This window comes from Aquabacterium commune (assembly GCF_004362855.1).
Lineage (GTDB): Bacteria > Pseudomonadota > Gammaproteobacteria > Burkholderiales > Burkholderiaceae_C > Aquabacterium > Aquabacterium commune.
Genome location: NZ_SNXW01000008.1, coordinates 37554 through 54639 on the forward strand (window position 1 = coordinate 37554; position 17086 = coordinate 54639).

The following is a 17086-nucleotide window of genomic DNA, read 5'->3' on the forward strand; positions in this document are numbered from 1 at the left end:
GGAGGTCCACGCCATGACCCAACAAGCTTTCACCCTCGACATCGATGCCAACGGCATCGGCCTCGTCACCATCGACATGCCGGGCCGCGCGATGAACGTGCTCAACCCGACGCTGGTCGAGCCCTTCGCTGCGCTGGTCAACCAGTTGGAGACCGACGCCGCCCTCAAGGGCCTGGTCATCACCTCGGCCAAGTCCACCTTCATCGTCGGCGCCGACATCGACCAGCTCACGCAGATCACCAGCGCCGAAGAAGCCTTCAAGCTGTGTGAAGACCTCAAGGGCATGATGCGCCGCATGGAAAAGTGCGGCAAGCCCGTGGTGGCCGCGCTCAACGGCACGGCACTGGGCGGTGGCCTGGAGCTGGCGCTGGCCTGCCACGCCCGCATCGCCATCGACGACCCGAAGGCCAAGTTCGGCCTGCCCGAAGTCAAGCTGGGCCTGCTGCCCGGCGGTGGCGGCACCCAGCGCGTGCCCCGCATGATCGGCATCCAGAAGAGCTTCGAGCTCATCACCCAAGGCAAGGAGCTGACCGCGGCCAAGGCCAAGGAGATGGGCTTGGTGACCGAGCTGGCCGCCAACCGCGAAGACATGCTGGCCAAGGCCAAGGCCTGGTGCCTGGCCAACCCCAAGGCCTCGCAGCCTTGGGACAACAAGGGCTTCCGCATCCCCGGTGGCGACAGCAAGAGCCCGGCCGTGGTGCAGGTGCTGGCCATTGCCCCGTCGATGGCCAACGCCAAGGCACACGGCAACTACCCGGCGCTGACCCACATCATGAGCTGCCTGTTCGAAGGCTGCCTGCTGGACTTCGACGCCGGCTGCCAGGTCGAGTCGCGCTACTTCGCCGCGTGCGTGGCGTCGCAGACCAGCAAGAACATGATCGGCACGCTGTGGCACCAGCTCAACGCCATCAAGAAGGGCCAGTCGCGTCCCAAGGGCTTTGCTGAATCCAAGGTCAAGAAGGTCGGCATCCTGGGCGCCGGCATGATGGGCGCGGGCATCGCGTACGTGTCGGCCAAGGTCGGCATCGACGTGGTGCTGCTGGACACGACGCAAGAGAATGCCGAGAAGGGCAAGGCCTACTCGCAAGGCATCCTGGACAAGGCCATCTCGCGTGGCCGCAGCACGGCCGAGAAGCGCGACGCGCTGCTGGCCCGCATCCAGCCCACCACGTCCTATGACGACCTGAAGGGATGCGACCTCGTCATCGAGGCCGTGTTCGAAGACCGCGCCATCAAGGCGGTGTGCACGCAGAAGTCGGAGGCCGTCATCGCCGCCGACGCGGTGTACGCCTCGAACACCTCGACGCTGCCCATCACCGGTCTGGCCACGGCCAGCGAGCGCCCGGCCAACTTCATCGGCCTGCACTTCTTCTCGCCGGTGGACAAGATGCCGCTGGTCGAGATCATCGTGGGCGAGAAGACCTCCGACGAGACCCTGGCGCGTGGCTTCGACTACGTGCTGCAGATCGGCAAGACCCCGATCGTGGTCAACGACAGCCGCGGCTTCTACACCTCGCGCGTGTTCGCCACCTACATCATGGAAGGCCTGGCCATGCTGGGCGAGGGCGTGCACCCGCGCTCCATCGAAGTGGCCGGCCTGAAGGCGGGCATGCCCATGCCGCCGATGGCGCTGCAAGACGAGGTCTCGCTGGGCCTGTCGCTGCACATCGCCGAGCAGACCAGGAAGGACATGGCCGCCGAAGGCAAGGTGCTGCCCGAGCACCCCGCCGCGAGCGTGCTGCAGAACATCGGTGGCACCCACAACCGCATCGGCAAGAAGACCGGCAAGGGCCTGTACGACTACAACGGCAAGGAAAAGACCTTGTGGCCCGAGCTGACCCAGCTCTACCCGCCGGTGGCGAACCAGCCCACCCAGCAAGAGCTGGTGGACCGCCTGCTGTACGTGCAAGCCAACGAGGCCGCACGCTGCTTCGAAGAGAAGGTCGTGCGTTCGGTGGCCGACACCAACATCGGCTCGATCTTCGGCTGGGGCTTCGCGCCCAACCAGGGCGGCGCGCTGCAGTTCATCAACGCCGTGGGTGCCAAGCACTTCGTCGAGCGTGCGCGTGAGCTGGCCCAGGCCTATGGCCCGCGCTTCGAGCCCGCAGCCATCGTGGTGAAGATGGCGCAAGAAGGCGGCCGCTTCGAGGACGTGGTGTGAGCGCGGCCAACGACCAGGCCTCGGGGCCTTCGGGCCCTCTGGCCAGCCTGCTGGCAGGCCTGCGCGTGATCGACCTCACGCGCAACCTGCCGGGGCCTTTCAGCACGCGCATGCTGGCCGACCTGGGTGCCGAGGTCGTCAAGGTCGAGCCGCCCGAGGGCGACCCCGCGCGCCCGCTGGGCACGCTGTTCGAGGCGCTCAACCACGGCAAGGAGTGCCGCAAGATCGACTTCCGCAACGAAGCCGACCTCGCCACCCTGCGCGATTGGCTGGCCACCGCCGACGTGATGGTGGACAGCTTCCGCCCCGGCGTGCTGCAAGGCATGGGGCTGGACGCGGCCACCCTGCACGCGCTCAACCCGAAGCTGGTGATGGTGTCCATCACGGGGTACGGGCAAACGGGGGCCTGGGCGCACAAGGCGGGCCATGACCTGAACTTCATGGCGCTGTCGGGTGTGCTCGACCAGGTGCGCGCTCCCACGGGCGAGCTGGCCTTGTCCAACGTGCAATGGGGCGACTTGGCCGCGGGCAGCGCGATGGCCACCATCGCCATCCTGGCGGCGGTGATCGAGGCGCAACGCACCGCGCAAGGGCGGCACATCGATGTCAGCATGACGCATGGCTTGCACGCGCACCTGGTCATGCCCAAGGCCACGGCCTCGCTGCTGGCGCCCATCCTCGGGCACCGGCCGCAGGCGGGCGAGGACATGCTCAACGGCGGCCTGCCTTGCTACAACCTGTACGCCACGGCCGATGGCCGCCACCTCGCGGTGGGCGCGCTGGAGTTCAAGTTCTGGAAGGCGGCCTGCGAGGTGTTCGGGCGGCCCGACTGGGTCAACCGCCACTGGCAGCGAGGCGCCTTGCCGGGCACGCCGGACTGCACGGCGCTCAAGGCCGAGGTCGCTGCGCTGGTGGTTTCACAGCCGCTGGCTTACTGGGCCCACCAGTTCGAGCCCTCGGACGCCTGCGTCACGCCGGTCTTGACGCTGGACGAAGCCCAGGCTCACCCGCTGTTCGCGGGGCGGGCGCAGGTGCAGGCCTGGACGTCGGTGGCCTGATCAGGCCTTGATCAGGCTTGTGCGGTGGCGGTGGGGGCGGCCGGTGTGCTGCCCTCCATGCCTGCTTCGATCGATTTCAGCATCTGCTTGCGGAAGCGGTTGAGCTCCTGCACGCTGGCGAAGCTCTGGCCCATCAGCGAGCTGAGGTTGTGCAGGATGCGCTCCACGACCTTGTTTTCCCAGACGGCGTCGAACTGGATCTGCGTGTCCAGCCACTTTTCCAGCCACTCGGGGTTGGGCAGGCGGGACTGTACCGTGTCGCGCGGGAACAGCGCTTCGTTGACGTGCAGGTTGGTCGGGTGCAGGGCCTGGGCCGTGCGACGGGCGCTGGCCATCAGCACGCCGACCTTGGCGAAGGCCGCGCGGGCCTCGTCGCCGAACTTGGTCATGGCGCGCTTCATGTAGCGCAGGTAGGCGCCGCCGTGACGGGCTTCGTCGCGGGCCAGGGTGTCGTAAATCGCTTTGATGACCGGCTCGGTGTGCCATTCGGCGGCACGGCGGTACCAGTGGTGCAGGCGGATCTCGCCGCAGAAGTGCAGCATCAGGGTTTCGAGCGCCGGGGCCGGGTCGAACTCGAAGCGCACTTCGTGCAGCTCTTCCTCGGTGGGCAGCAAGTCGGGGCGGAAGCGGCGCAGGTACTCCATCATCACCAGCGAGTGCTTCTGCTCTTCGAAGAACCACACGCTCATGAAGGCGGAGAAGTCGCTGTCGTCGCGGTTGTCGCGCAGGAACATCTCCGTGGCGGGCAGGGCGGCCCACTCGGTGATGGCGTTCATCTTGATGGTCTGCGCCTGCTCGTCGGTCAGCTGGCTGGCGTCGAACTGGTCCCAGGGGATGTCGGTGTCCATGTTCCAGCGGACGGATTCCATTTGCTTGAACAGTTCGGGATAGAGCATGACCTTCTCCTGGTGTCAGCGGTCGCAGTGTGACTGGCCGGGTCCATGCACCCCGGTCAGCGTGATCCATGCAGGCTATACGACTTTGATGACGTTTTGGGTGTCAAGTGTTTGACAGTCCTGTGACGCCTCAGCCCGTCTGACGTGGGTGGTGCGTGCGCCAGGCGTTCACAGCCGCGCGCAGGGTGTCCATGTCGCCCAGGGCCAGCACGCCAGGCGGGGGGCGCCGCAGCAGCAGTGGGTGGCGCCCGCCGACCCACAGTGCGATGCGCGGGGGCAGCTTGGCGCGGAACTCCTGCAGGGTGTCTTGCACGAGGATGGCCGGGGCCGAGGCAGAAAAACTCAGGGCGACGACATCGACATGGTGGTTGGCCGCCGCGTGGACGAGGTCCCACAGCGGGGTTTGCGGCCCCAGGTTGATGGGTTGGGCCTCCAGCAAGGACAACCAGGCTTCGACCATCAACAGCCCCATGGCGTGAGGCTCGCCAGGGAAGGTGCTCAGCAGCACCCGTGGCGCTTGCTCGGGCAGGGCTGGCGGCAGGGCGTGGATGGCGCTGTGCAGGGTTTGCTGCAGGCAGTGGCTGACCCAGTGCTCCTGCGGCACCTGGAAGCGGCCGCGCAGCCAGCCCTCGCCCATGGCCTGCAGCAAGGGGGCGACCACGTCCGAGGTGAAGTGGGCCAGGCCGAGGTGGACCGAGGCCTGGGCCAGGATGCGCTTGAGGCCGGCGACGTCGTGGGCATCGACGCGGTTCAAAGCTTCTGCGACCCAGGGTGTGTCGGCGGACTGGGTCGGATCGGCCGGTGTGGGCGGCAGGAAGGTGGCGGCCGACGGCGGGGGCGCCTGGGCGCCCGGAGGGTGGAGGGGCACCAGCGCATCGGCGCTGTGCTCGGCCAGGGTTTGCAGGTCGGCCACGGGCAGGGCGACGACCCGCCCCGGGCGGTGGCCGACGTCGAGCAGGCGCTTGATCAGGCGCAGCCTCTCCAGCTGGTCGAGCGGGTAGCAGCGCTCGCCTTGCGCATCGCGCACGGGGTTCGGGAATCCATAACGCTTTTCCCAGACGCGCAGGGTGTCTTTGCTCAGGCCCGTGTCACGCTCGACGGCAGCGATCGACATCATCAGGGTGCGTGGCATGTCGTTCCTGTCGGTGGCGGGTGTGATGGGGGGCATCCAGCGGCGCCCGGTCTGCGTAAGGTGGGTGTGAGCACGGCAAGGGTTTCGGTGGACAGGCGGGGCGTGCACATCGCGCAGATGTCGCTGTGTCGGGTTTGAATCTGTTTTGACCTGGACAAAAACTTGTTCATGGCGTGTTCACTGGCTAATATAGGCCAGCAATTTTGGTTTGACCAAGACAAACGAGGCAATCATGACGACAAAGCGTGTTCAATTTCTGACATGGGTCCTGGTCGTGAGCGGCATGGGAACTTCTGCCATGGTGCACGCTGCCGCAGGTGATGCCACACCCGCAGCCACCGCCGCCACCCCTGCAGCAGCGGCTTGCCCGGCCCTGCTCAACAAGACTTTCCCTCGGCTGCAAGACGAGAAGCCGCAGTCGCTGTGCCAGTACAGCGGCAAGGTGCTGTTGGTGGTCAACACCGCCAGCTACTGTGGTTTCACCGGCCAGTACAAGGGCCTGGAGGCGCTGCACGCCAAGTACAAGGACCGCGGTCTGGTGGTGCTGGGCTTCCCCTCGGGCGATTTTGGTGAGCAGGAAAAGGCCAGCAACAAGGAAATCGCCGAGTTTTGCGCCAACACCTACAGCGTGAAGTTCCCGATGTTCGCCAAGAGCCACGTGGCCGGCGCCGAGGCCAACCCCCTGTTCGCCGAGCTGACCAAGGCCTCGGGCACGCGGCCGAAGTGGAACTTCTACAAGTACCTCGTGGCGCGCGATGGCCGTGTCATCGACGCCTACAGCAGCGTGACCACGCCCGACGACCGCGACCTGGTGCGCGACGTCGAGAAGGCCCTGGCGCAGTGAGCCCCGCCCCTCGGCCCCATCTGAAACGGAACCGGAGCACGCCATGAAGCGCATTGCCGTCATCGGCGCCGGCATCAGCGGCCTGGGCGCCGCCCACCACCTGAGCATCGCGCCGGGGCAGCGCCGCGTCACGCTGTTCGAGGCGGGACGCCACTTCGGCGGCCATGCCAACACCTTCGATGTGACCTTGCGCAACGACGCCGGGCGCGAGGTCACGCACGGTGTGGACACGGGCTTCCTGGTGTTCAACGAGCGCACCTACCCGAACCTGATCGGCCTGTTCGCCGAGCTGGGCGTGCCCACGGCCGCGTCGGACATGTCGTTCTCGGTGCAGATCCCGCCCGGTGCCAGTGGCCTGGGTGGCTTGCGCCCCGGTCTGGAGTGGTGCGGCTCATCGCTGAACACGGTGTTCGCGCAACGCGGCAACCTGCTCTCGCCCGCCTTCTGGCGCATGCTGGGCGACCTCATGCGCTTCAACCGCCTGACCACGGCCATGGCCTTGCGCGGTAGCGAGGCCGAGCTGCGCCAGCCCATCGGCGATTTCCTGCGTGCCCAAGGCTTCAGCCCGGCGTTCCAGGAAGGCTATTTGCTGCCCATGGTGGCGTGCATCTGGTCCTGCCCGGTGCAGCAGATGATGCGTTTCCCGATGGCCACACTCATCCGCTTCTGCCACAACCACGGGCTGCTGCAGGTGGCCAACCGGCCGCAGTGGTTCACGGTGGCCGGGGGCTCGCGGGAGTACGTGCGCCGCATCGTCGAGCGCCTGGCGGATGCGCGCCTGGCCTGCCCGGTGCAAAGCGTGGTGCCCCTGGGCGAGGGCGGCGAGGCCGGTGTGATGGTGCACAGCGCCCGCGGTGCCGAGCGCTTCGACGAAGTCGTGCTGGCCTGCCACCCCGACCAGGCCTTGCGCCTGCTGGGGGCTGCCGCCAGCGAGGCCGAGCGCGGTGTGCTGGGCGCCATCCGCTACCACCCCAACCGCGCCGTGCTGCACACCGACACCGCCCTGCTGCCCCGCCGCGAGAAGGCCTGGGCCGCCTGGAACTACGAGCGTGCGCCCGACCTGGCCGGGGAGGCGCGGGCCGTGTGCCTGCACTACCTCATCAACCGATTGCAGCCACTGCCGTGGTCGCAGCCGGTGGTGGTGTCGCTCAACCCCTTGCGCGAACCGGCGCCCGAGACTGTGCTGGCCGAGTTCGATTACGACCACCCGGTGTTTGACCAGGCCGCCATCGAAGCGCAGGAACGCTTGCCCTCGCTGCAGGGCCGGCGCCACCTGTGGTTTGCCGGCGCCTGGGCGGGTTATGGCTTCCACGAAGACGGTCTCAAGTCGGGCCTGGCCGCCGCCAAAGGCTTGCTGGCACGGGCCGAGGGCATGGACCCGATGGCCGTGCCGGGCCAGGGCTTGGCCGCATGAGCGAGGCCCCGGGCCCAGCCAGTCCACCGGTCGCGCAGATCGGTTTTGGACAGGTGCGCCACACCCGGCTCAAGCCGGCGCACCACGCCTTTGCCTACCCCAACTGCTTCTGGTTGCTGCCCCTGCGCGCGCTGGGCCGTCAGCCGCTGGCCGCGGTGCGCCGCAACGCGCGCGGCTGGCTGAGCTTCCACGACGCTGACCATGGCGATGGCCGTGGCGACGCGCTGGCCTGGTTGGACGGCTTGTTGCGCGATGCCGGCGTGTGGCGCACCGACCTGGCCGAGGGCGAGGTCTGGCTGCAGACCTACCCGCGCGTTCTGGGCCACAGCTTCAAGCCCGTGAGCTTCTGGTACGTGCACCGGGCCGATGGCCAACTGCACGCGGTGGTGGCCGAGGTCAACAACACCTTCGGCGAGCGCCACTGTTATGTGCTGGGCGGCGGGGACGAGGGCCTGGCCTGGGGGCAGGAGGTCTGCGCCGACAAGGTCTTCCACGTCTCGCCTTTTTGCCATGTGGAAGGGCGCTACCGCTTCCGCTTCATGCGCGCGGCGACGCCGCAGGGCGAACGCCTCATCGCCCGGGTGGACCACGACGATGCGCAAGGGCCCCTCATCCAAACCGCGCTCAGCGGCGTATTGCATCCCATGGACGCTGCATCGCTGCGCCGCGCCAAGCTGGGCTGGCCCCTGCTGACGCTGGGTGTGGTGGCGCGCATCCACTGGCAGGCGCTGCGCTTGTGGGTCAAGCGCGTGCCGTTTTTCAGCAAACCCGAGCCCCCGGCTCGCTCCGTCACCGGCCCGCACGGGCCCGCCACACCATGAACCGCATGACCTCCGCTTCGTCGCTGTCCTCGGATGAGCACCCGGCTCTGCACCAGGCCCTGCCCCAGGACGCGCCTGCCGCTGCCCGCGTGGTGCTCAAGTTGCTGCAGCGCTTGCAGGTGGGGTCGCTCGACGTGCAGTTCCCGCATGGCGGCACGGCGCACTTCGGTCAGGCCGTGGCCGTGGACGTGCCGGCACCGCGTGCGGTGCTGCGCCTGCACCACTGGGACATGTGCGCGGCGGTGCTGAAGTCGGGCGACATCGGTTTCGCCGAGGCCTACATCGCCGGTCACTGGTCCACGCCAGACCTGACCGCGCTGCTCAAGCTGTTCATCGCCAACCGCAACATCATCGAAGAGGCCATCTACGGCCACTGGTGGGGCCGCCTGGCCTACCGCATCCGCCACCTGCTCAACCGCAACTCCAAGGCCAACAGCCGCAAGAACATCCAGGCCCACTATGACCTGGGCAATGACTTCTACCGCCTCTGGCTGGACCGCACCATGAGCTACTCCAGCGCCTGGTTCGAGGGCGACCTGGGCAAGCCGATGGTCGAGGCCCAGCGCGCCAAGGTCAAGCGCGCCTTGAACGAAGCGGGCGTGGCGGCCGATGGCACCGCGCGCCGCGTGCTGGAGATCGGTTGCGGCTGGGGCGGCCTGGCCGAGATCGCCGCGGCCGAGCACGGCGCCCACGTCACGGGCGTGACGCTCTCCACCGAGCAGCTGGCCTGGGCGCAAAAGCGCATGGCCGACGCCGGCCTGGCCGAGCGCGCCGACCTGCGCTTGCAGGACTACCGCGACATCGCCGATGCGCCCTTCGATGCCATCGTTTCCATCGAGATGTTCGAGGCCGTGGGCCGCGAGTACTGGGCCAGCTACTTCGCCACGCTCAACCGGTGTCTGAAGGATGGCGGCCAGGCCTGCATCCAGACCATCACCATCGACGACGCGCTGTTCGAGCGCTACGTGAAGTCCACCGATTTCATCCAGCAGTACATCTTCCCCGGCGGCCTGCTGCCCTGCGACCGCGCCTTCCGCGAAGAGGCCCGCAAGGCCGGCCTGGAAGTCACCAACGCCCTGGCCTTCGGCCCCGATTACGCCGAAACCCTGCGCCGTTGGCGCGCCGATTTCCACGCCCGCATCCAGCAGGTGCAGGGCCTGGGCTTTGACGAGCGCTTCCAGCGCATCTGGGAGTTCTACCTCGGCTATTGCGAGGCCGCCTTCGACATGGGCAACACCAACGTCGTGCAGTACACCCTGCGCAAACCTGCCGCTGGCAGCTTGGTCTGACGCGGATGTCTGGCGCACGGAGCAACGCGCTGTACGGCCTGCTGGGCCTGCCCCTGGCCTTCGTGGCCATGCCGCTGTACGTGGTGCTGCCCGCGCATTACGGCCAGACGCTGGGCGTCTCGCTCGGCGCATTGGGCGCGGTGCTGCTGCTGACGCGCCTGGCCGATGCGCTCATCGACCCGCTGCTGGGCCGCTGGGTGGACCACCTGCTCGCCCACGCGGGACAACGCCGCTTGGCCGTGCTGGCCGCGGCGGTTGTGCTGGCGCTGGGCTTCGTGGCGCTGTTTTTCCCGCCGATGGCCTGGGCGCCCATGCGCCACCAGGGCGCTTTGCTGGCCTGGTGTGCGTTCACCCTGGTGATCACCTTCCTGGCCTACAGCCTGCTCAGCGTGGCGCACCTGGCCTGGGGCACCCGGCTGGGCGGAGACGTGGGCCAACGCGCGCGCCTGGTGGCGTGGCGCGAGGGCTTCGGCCTGTTCGGCGTGCTGGCGGCCAATGTGCTGGCCACCCAGGCGGGCCTGGCCTGGACCTCGGCCGTGCTGGCCACCACCCTGCTGCTGGGCGTGTGGGCCTTGCTGCGCGGGCCAGCGCCTGCCGGCACCACAGCCGCAGCCGCAGCCGCCGCCACCGCCCTCGGCCCTGCCCGTGTGCCGCTGGGCCTGCCCTGGCGCGGCAGCGGCTTCCGCCGCCTGATGGCGCTGTTCCTGGTCAATGGCGTGGCCAGCGCCATCCCGGCCACGCTGGTGCTCTTTTTCATCCAGGACCGCCTGAAGGCCATGGACGCCGCGCCGCTGTTCCTCGGCCTGTACTTCCTGATGGCGGCGCTCAGCGTGCCCTGGTGGGTGCGCTGCATCGCGCGCATCGGGGCCATGCGCAGCTGGGCCCTGGGCATGGGGATGGCGCTGGCCAGCTTTGCCGGCGTGCTGTGGCTGGGCGAGGGCGACCGGGCGGCCTACATCGCCATCTGCCTGGCCGGGGGCTGGGCCTTGGGTGCCGACCTCACCGCCCCGGGCACCCTCTTGACGGGGGTGGTGCAGCGCGCGGGCCACGCAGGTCAGGCGGAAGGCGCCTACGCCGGGTGGTGGCAATGGGCCACCAAGCTGAACCTGGCCTTGGCCGCCGGCCTGGCCTTGCCGACGCTGCAGGCGCTGGGCTACCACCCGGGCGCACAAGACCCCGGCGCGCTGATGGCGCTCACGCTGGCCTATGGCGGCTTGCCCTGCGTGTTCAAGCTGGTGGCCATGGGCGCGTGCTGGCGCTGGCGCCACCACCCTGCGCTCGCCTGACTTCTCGCACCGAACCCATCCCCAGGAGCCCCCATGACGCACCCCATGCCCCGCCGCCGCGGCGCCACCCGCATCCTCTCGGCCGCCGCCCTGGCCCTGACCGTCGCCCTGGGCACCGGTTGCGCCAGCGCGCCCCAGCCCAGCGACTACGCCCAGCAGCAGCCCAAGCTGGATTTCCGCGCCTATTTCAACGGCCCTGTGAGCGCGCAAGGCCTGTTCACCGACCGCGACGGCCGCGTCGTGAAGCGCTTCAGCGTGGCCATGATGGGCCGCTGGGAGGGCCAGCAAGGCGTGCTGGAAGAAGATTTCACCTACAGCGATGGCACCCGCGAGCGCCGCGTCTGGCGCCTGACCGACCTGGGCGGTGGCCGCTTCGAGGGCCGGGCCGATGACATCGTGGGTGTGGCTGTGGGCGAGTCGGCCGGCAACGCGCTGCGCTGGCGGTACACGATGAAAGTGCCCGTGGACGGGCGCGTCATCGAGTTCCAGTTCGACGACTGGATGTACCAGATGGACGCCCGCACCATGCTGAACAAGGCGTCCATGCGCAAGTTCGGCATCACGGTCGGTGAAGTCACCCTGAGCTTCCTCAAGCCCTGAACGCCGCTGCCGAGGCAGGGGCGTCCCACCCGATCGAGGGGGCGACTGGCTGACAGCACGTGCATTCCCACACGCCCGCCCTTGTGCGCTGGCGATCAGCCCTCAAGTCGGGGAGTGACGGGGCCGATGAAGCCGTCATCATGGATTTGGTCCACCGGCTTACGGCCCTGACGGAAGTCAGTCTGAAAGACTCTGGAGCGTCGTCAATGCACATGCTTTACAACTCGGACAGCTACGCGGTCGTCCAGATCGAGATGCCCTCTCAGGACACGCCTGAGCGGGGTGCGGTCGCCGTGGCCCAGGACCTGGTGCCCGCCCTCACCCGGGGTGGCTACGAGATCGTGGACAAGTTCGCGCGCAAGGAACTCTTCATCGAAGGGGCCTTGGCCGAGCAGTTCAAGGAAGGGGTCGAGGCGCTCATCGAGTCCTCGCCCAGCATCGAGGAATTCGATGCCTACCTGGAGCGCTACGCCGGCATGGCGCAGCAGCCAGTCGTGATGCACTGAACGCTTTTCGCGTTCCACGTCACCCTTGCCACCTCAAGTTCACGCGCACTCCCGCCGATAAACGATCACGCCCCGAAGCGTGGACCGTTTCGGCGCCGGCCTCCCGACCAGGAGGCTGTATCAAGGAGCGCGCATGTCCATTCCTCTCATGGCTTCGCACCTGCAGGGCTCGGCACTGGCGCCGGCCTGGTTGCTCATGGTGTACGCCATCTCACTGCAAAGCATGGTGATTCGCCGCGTGCGGGCGAACGACCGTGAAGCGGCCGTGGCCTGGTGGCTGGGCGGTGCGCTGGTCGTGGGCACGGGCATCTGGGCGGGCAGCTTCCTCGGCCTGGTGGCCCTGAAAGTGCCCATCAAGATCGGCTATGTGCGCGACGTGGTGATGGCATCGTGGCTGCCCGCGGTGGTGGTCAGCGCCATGGCCTTGTGGCTGCAGACCCACATGATGGCGTCGCTGAAGCTGCGCGTCATGGGCGCCATGCTGGTCGCCATGGGCCTGTGCATGCTGCTGTTCGTGAACGCCTCGTCGATCATGATCCAGCCCGGCCTGACCTGGGATGGCGGCACCCTCGGTGCTGGCGTGCTGATCCTGCTGCTGGGCTGCGGCGTGGGCTCGCGGCTGATGCGCGACGACCTGGCGCGCGAGCCGCACCAGGCCCGCCACCTCGGCGTGGCCGTGCTGGTGGGCTCCATCATCTGGACGGGCATGACGCTGCAGGTCAGCAGCATCGGCGTGAAGCTCCATGCCGTGTGCCTGAGCGCCGACCAGCTCTCGGGCGACAACCTGCAACTGCTGCTGACGGTGGCCGTGCTCATCCTCATGGTGATGACCCACATGGGCACCATCCAGGACGCCCGCGCCCTGGCCAAAACGCAGGCCCTGAGCGACTCGCTCAAGGAAGCGCAAGAGGCGTTGGAAGAGGCGTCCCAGCGCGACGCCGTCACCGGCCTGCCCAACCGGCTGGGCTTCGAGCAGCAACTGCGCAGCATCATCGACGCACCGCGTGAAACGGCCTTGCACCTGTGCGTGCTGCGCCTGAACATCGACGGCTTCCACGCCTTCGCTGCAACCTACGGCCACAGCCTGGGCGACAAGCTCATCCACACGCTGTCGTTGCGCCTGCAGGGCCTGGTCCGCGAGGGCGATGTGCTGGCGCGCTCCGACACCGACGAGTTCCTGCTGGCTTGCCGCGGCTCGCCCGACGAGCGCACCATGGCCGTGCTGGCGCAGCGCCTGCAGGATGCCATCCACGTGCCCTGCCTCATCCAGGACCAGGACATCGTGGTCAGCAGCTCGATCGGCATCGCGCGCTACCCGGACAGCGCCTCGGCCGAGCAGCTCATCACCCACTCCAACGACGCCATGCTCACGGCCCGCCGTGCGGGTGGCGGCGTCCATTGCATCTACGAGCGCGGCATGGACCGCGCCAGCGCGGCCCAGGTGGAGATGCAGCGAGATCTGCGCCATGCCGTGGCGCGCCAGGAGCTGCAGCTCTATTTCCAGCCCAAGCTGCGCGCCGACAGCGGCGAACTGGCGGGCGTGGAGGCGCTGCTGCGCTGGCACCACCCCAAGCGGGGCATGGTCAGCCCGGCCGAGTTCATCCCGGTGGCCGAGCGCTTCGGCCTGATCGGCGAGCTGGGCCTGTGGGTGCTGGACGAAGCCTGCCGCCATGTGCGCCTGTGGCACGAGGCGGGCCTGGACATCCCCGTGGCCGTCAACGTGTCGGTGCACCAGCTGCGTCAGCCTGACCTGGAGCAGCGCGTGCGCGAGGCCCTCAAGCGCCACCGCGTGCCGGCGCGCATGCTCATCATGGAGATCACCGAGTCGGTGGCCATGGAAGACATCGAAGCCTCGATGCGGGTGTTCGACATGCTCGACCAGATCGGCGTGCGCCTGTCCATCGACGACTTCGGTACCGGCTACTCCTCGCTGAGCTACCTGCGCCGCCTGCCCGCGCGCCAGCTCAAGATCGACCGCAGCTTCGTGCGCGACCTCGACAGCAGCCTCGATGCGCAAGCCATCGTCGAGGCCGTGGTGCGCCTGGCCCATGCGCTGGGCCTGAAGGTGGTGGCCGAGGGCGTGGAAACGCAGGACCAGGCCGACATCCTCGCCCAGCTGCATTGCGACGAGCTGCAAGGCTTCCTGTTCGCGCGGCCCATGGCCGAGCACACCTTGCTGCACTGGCTGCAGCAGCGCGGCAAGCCCGTACCGCCCACCCAGGTCCGCATCGAGAAGGAGTTGGGTGTGCCCCTGGCCCAAAGCCGCGATGACGGGGACGACGATGACATCCTGACCGCGTGGTCGGACCTGGAGGTCTCCCCACCATGAGCCTGGCCTCATGAACGCCGAACCGACCGCACCCTGGTGGTGGCTGCTGCTGGCCCTGGTGGCCATGGCCGCCCTGATGGCCGCCTTGCGGCTGTGGGTGCAGTCGCGCGGGCGCATCAAGGTGCCTGCGGCCACGGTGTCCTGCGCAAGCGCGCCGCATGCACCTCAGGCGCCCTCCGGCCCGACCTTCCAGCGGGTGCTGTCGGCCCAGGATGCGCTCACGGGCCTGGCCAGCCGCTTGCAGCTCGAAGACCGCCTGGACGCCGCCGCCTTGCGCGCCGAGTCGCACCAGCGGCGCCTGGCCTTGCTCTACATCGACATCGACGGCTTCAAGCCCATCAACGAATCGTATGGCTACGAGGCGGGTGACGCGCTGCTGCGCGAGGTGGCGCAGCGCCTGATCGGGCTGGGGCGTTCGACCGACACACTGGCCCGCATGGGCGCCGACGAGTTCATCATGCTGATGGACGGTGACCCCGACCACGCCTCGGCCGCGCTGGTGGCCGACCGCATCCGCCAGGCCCTGCAACGGCCCTACCTCGTGCAAGGCCGCGAGGTGCGATTGTCGTGTTCCATCGGCATCGTGCTCTACCCCGACCACGGCCCGCGTGCGCGCCTGATCGCCCGGGCCGACGCGGCCATGCTCGCGGCCAAACGCGCTGGCGGCAACATCCACTGCTTCTTCGCCGACACCATGGACCCAGGCGCGCTGGAGGCCATCGAGCTGCAGCGCGACCTGCGCCGCGCCCTGGAGACCAACACCGGCCTGGAGCTGCACTACCAGCCCAAGATCGACAGCCGCACCGGCCGCATCAGCGGCGTCGAGGCGCTGCTGCGTTGGCACCACCCCGAGCGCGGCGCGGTCAGCCCCGTCGTGTTCGTGCCGGTGGCCGAGCGCTTCGGCCTCATCGGCGCCCTGGGCCAGTGGGTGACCGACGAGGCCTGCCGCCAGCTGCGCATCTGGCAGGACACCGGCTTGCGCATGCACGTGGCCATCAACCTGTCGGTGCACCAGCTGCGCCAGACCGACCTGGTCGAGCGCGTGCAGGACTCGCTGGCGCGCCACGACATCGCCGGTGGCCGGGTGACCTTCGAGGTCACCGAATCGGCCGCGATGGAAGACCCGCAGGCCTCGCTGCGCGTGTTCGAACGCCTGGCGCAGCTCGGGGTGTCCTTGTCGATCGACGACTTCGGCACCGGCTACTCCTCGCTGAGCTACCTGCGCAGGCTGCCCGCCCGCCAGCTCAAGATCGACCGCAGCTTCGTGCAGGACGTGGCCAGCCAGGAAGACGCCCAGGCCATCGTGCGCGCCGTCATCAAGCTGGCCCACGCCCTGGGGCTGAAGGTGGTGGCCGAGGGCGTGGAAACCGTGGCCCAGCAGGACGTGCTCAAGCGCATGGGCTGCGACCAGTTGCAGGGCTACCTGTTCGCCAAGCCCATGCCCGCGCGCCACCTGCAGCTGTGGGTGATGGGCGATGGCGTGCCGGCGCGGCGGATGCAGTTCCGCGACAGCCAGTTCGAGCACGACGACACCGACGGCCAGCGCCCGGACAACGAAGACGACCTGATCTGAGGCCCTGGTGCAGGCCTGGCGGTGGCGCCGTAAAATCAGGCCCATGAACACCGCCACCGCCCATGCCAGCGCCCCCGTGGCGCGCCGCCCCTACACCCGCGCCGCGCAGCTGCCCGAGATCATGCGCCAGCGCATCGTGGTGCTGGACGGCGCCATGGGCACCATGATCCAGCGCTACAAGCTGGGCGAGGCCGACTACCGCGGCACGCGTTTCGCCGCGCACGGCAAGGACCTGAAGGGCAACAACGAGCTGCTGCAGCTGACCAAGCCCGAGGTCATCCGCGAGATCCACGAGCAGTACCTCGCCGCCGGCGCCGACCTCATCGAGACCAACACCTTCGGTGCCACCACCGTCGCCCAGGACGACTACGACCTGCCCGAGCTGGCCATCGAGATGAACCTCGTGGCCGCGCGCATGGCCCGCGAGGCCTGCGACAAGTACAGCACGCCCGACAAGCCGCGCTTCGTGGCCGGTGCCATCGGCCCGACCCCGAAGACGGCCAGCATCAGCCCCGATGTGAACGACCCGGGCGCACGCAACGTTGACTTCGAGACCCTGCGCCAGGCTTACTACGAGCAGGCCAAGGCCTTGATGGACGGCGGCTGCGACGTCTTCCTGGTCGAGACCATCTTCGACACGCTCAACGCCAAGGCGGCCATCTTCGCCCTCGACGAGCTGTTCGAAGACACCGGCGAGCGCCTGCCCATCATCATCTCGGGCACCGTGACCGACGCGTCGGGGCGCATCCTGTCGGGCCAGACGGTCAGCGCCTTCTGGCACTCGGTGCGCCACGCCCACCCGCTGGCCATCGGCCTGAACTGCGCACTCGGCGCCACGCTGATGCGCCCCTACGTGGAGGAGCTGGCCAAGATCGCGGGCGACACCTTCATCAGCTGCTACCCCAACGCCGGCCTGCCCAACCCCATGAGCGACACCGGCTTTGACGAGACGCCTGAGATCACGGGCGCGCTGGTCGAGGAGTTCGCCAAGGCGGGCTTCCTCAACATCGCTGGCGGCTGCTGCGGCACCACGCCCGACCACATCGCGGCCATCGCCCGGCGCGTGAGCGCCTACCAGCCGCGCTGCCTGCACGGTGCTGCCACCGGCTTCCTGTCGAACCTGGCGGCGTGATGGGCATGTGAGGGCATGTGAGGGCCGCCGTGTGGGCGGCCCAAG

General features: G+C 68.5%; 14 protein-coding genes. 12 read left to right on the forward strand and 2 right to left on the reverse strand.

Annotated features, from left to right (window positions below; genetic code table 11):
• The first annotated feature begins 13 nt into the window (after positions 1–13).
• Positions 14–2161: a 3-hydroxyacyl-CoA dehydrogenase NAD-binding domain-containing protein gene (locus EV672_RS13660; RefSeq protein WP_133610152.1), complete on the forward strand. Its 2148-nt coding sequence runs from the start codon at positions 14–16 to the stop codon at positions 2159–2161.
• Positions 2158–3219, forward strand: a complete 1062-nt coding sequence (locus EV672_RS13665; protein WP_243738695.1) for a CaiB/BaiF CoA transferase family protein — start codon at positions 2158–2160, stop codon at positions 3217–3219. The genes EV672_RS13660 and EV672_RS13665 overlap by 4 nt, the downstream gene beginning before the upstream one ends.
• Before the next feature lie 11 nt (positions 3220–3230).
• On the opposite strand, the gene EV672_RS13670 is transcribed toward EV672_RS13665, so the two are convergent.
• Together EV672_RS13670 and EV672_RS13675 are read right to left on the reverse strand one after the other, a co-directional pair.
• A complete protein-coding gene (locus EV672_RS13670) occupies positions 3231–4115 on the reverse strand; it encodes a ferritin family protein (RefSeq protein ID WP_133610154.1) in 885 nt (294 codons plus the stop codon).
• 130 nt (positions 4116–4245) lie between these two features.
• On the reverse strand, positions 4246–5247 hold the full coding sequence (locus tag EV672_RS13675; protein WP_133610156.1) for a MerR family transcriptional regulator: 1002 nt from the start codon (positions 5245–5247) through the stop codon (positions 4246–4248).
• A gap of 283 nt (positions 5248–5530) precedes the next feature.
• Between EV672_RS13675 and EV672_RS13680 the strand changes: the two genes are divergently transcribed.
• The 10 genes from EV672_RS13680 (at position 5531) to EV672_RS13725 (ending at position 17041) form a co-directional block, all read left to right on the forward strand.
• Complete coding sequence (locus EV672_RS13680) at positions 5531–6091, forward strand: glutathione peroxidase (protein ID WP_424923161.1); 561 nt, start codon at positions 5531–5533, stop codon at positions 6089–6091.
• Positions 6092–6134: 43 nt separating this feature from the next.
• Positions 6135–7505: an NAD(P)/FAD-dependent oxidoreductase gene (locus tag EV672_RS13685; protein WP_133610160.1), complete on the forward strand. Its 1371-nt coding sequence runs from the start codon at positions 6135–6137 to the stop codon at positions 7503–7505.
• Positions 7502–8326 carry a DUF1365 domain-containing protein gene (locus EV672_RS13690; RefSeq protein ID WP_133610162.1) on the forward strand — a complete coding sequence of 275 codons (825 nt, stop codon included), beginning with the start codon at positions 7502–7504 and terminating at the stop codon, positions 8324–8326. Before EV672_RS13685 ends, EV672_RS13690 begins: the two co-directional genes overlap by 4 nt.
• 5 nt (positions 8327–8331) lie before the next feature.
• Complete coding sequence (locus EV672_RS13695; protein ID WP_133610163.1) at positions 8332–9615, forward strand: SAM-dependent methyltransferase; 1284 nt, start codon at positions 8332–8334, stop codon at positions 9613–9615.
• 5 nt (positions 9616–9620) lie between these two features.
• Positions 9621–10901, forward strand: coding sequence for an MFS transporter (locus EV672_RS13700; RefSeq protein ID WP_133610165.1), 1281 nt, complete (start codon positions 9621–9623; stop codon positions 10899–10901).
• Positions 10902–10934: 33 nt separating this feature from the next.
• Positions 10935–11501 carry a DUF3833 domain-containing protein gene (locus EV672_RS13705; RefSeq protein WP_243738696.1) on the forward strand — a complete coding sequence of 189 codons (567 nt, stop codon included), beginning with the start codon at positions 10935–10937 and terminating at the stop codon, positions 11499–11501.
• 206 nt (positions 11502–11707) lie between these two features.
• Complete coding sequence (locus EV672_RS13710; RefSeq protein WP_133610167.1) at positions 11708–12007, forward strand: BTH_I0359 family protein; 300 nt, start codon at positions 11708–11710, stop codon at positions 12005–12007.
• 133 nt (positions 12008–12140) lie between these two features.
• Positions 12141–14336: a putative bifunctional diguanylate cyclase/phosphodiesterase gene (locus tag EV672_RS13715; RefSeq protein ID WP_133610169.1), complete on the forward strand. Its 2196-nt coding sequence runs from the start codon at positions 12141–12143 to the stop codon at positions 14334–14336.
• A gap of 10 nt (positions 14337–14346) precedes the next feature.
• Positions 14347–15909: a putative bifunctional diguanylate cyclase/phosphodiesterase gene (locus EV672_RS13720; RefSeq protein WP_133610170.1), complete on the forward strand. Its 1563-nt coding sequence runs from the start codon at positions 14347–14349 to the stop codon at positions 15907–15909.
• A 43-nt stretch (positions 15910–15952) separates the two neighbouring features.
• Positions 15953–17041 (forward strand): homocysteine S-methyltransferase family protein, encoded by a 1089-nt coding sequence (locus EV672_RS13725; RefSeq protein ID WP_133610172.1) that lies wholly within the window; start codon positions 15953–15955, stop codon positions 17039–17041.
• Positions 17042–17086: the final 45 nt, after the last annotated feature.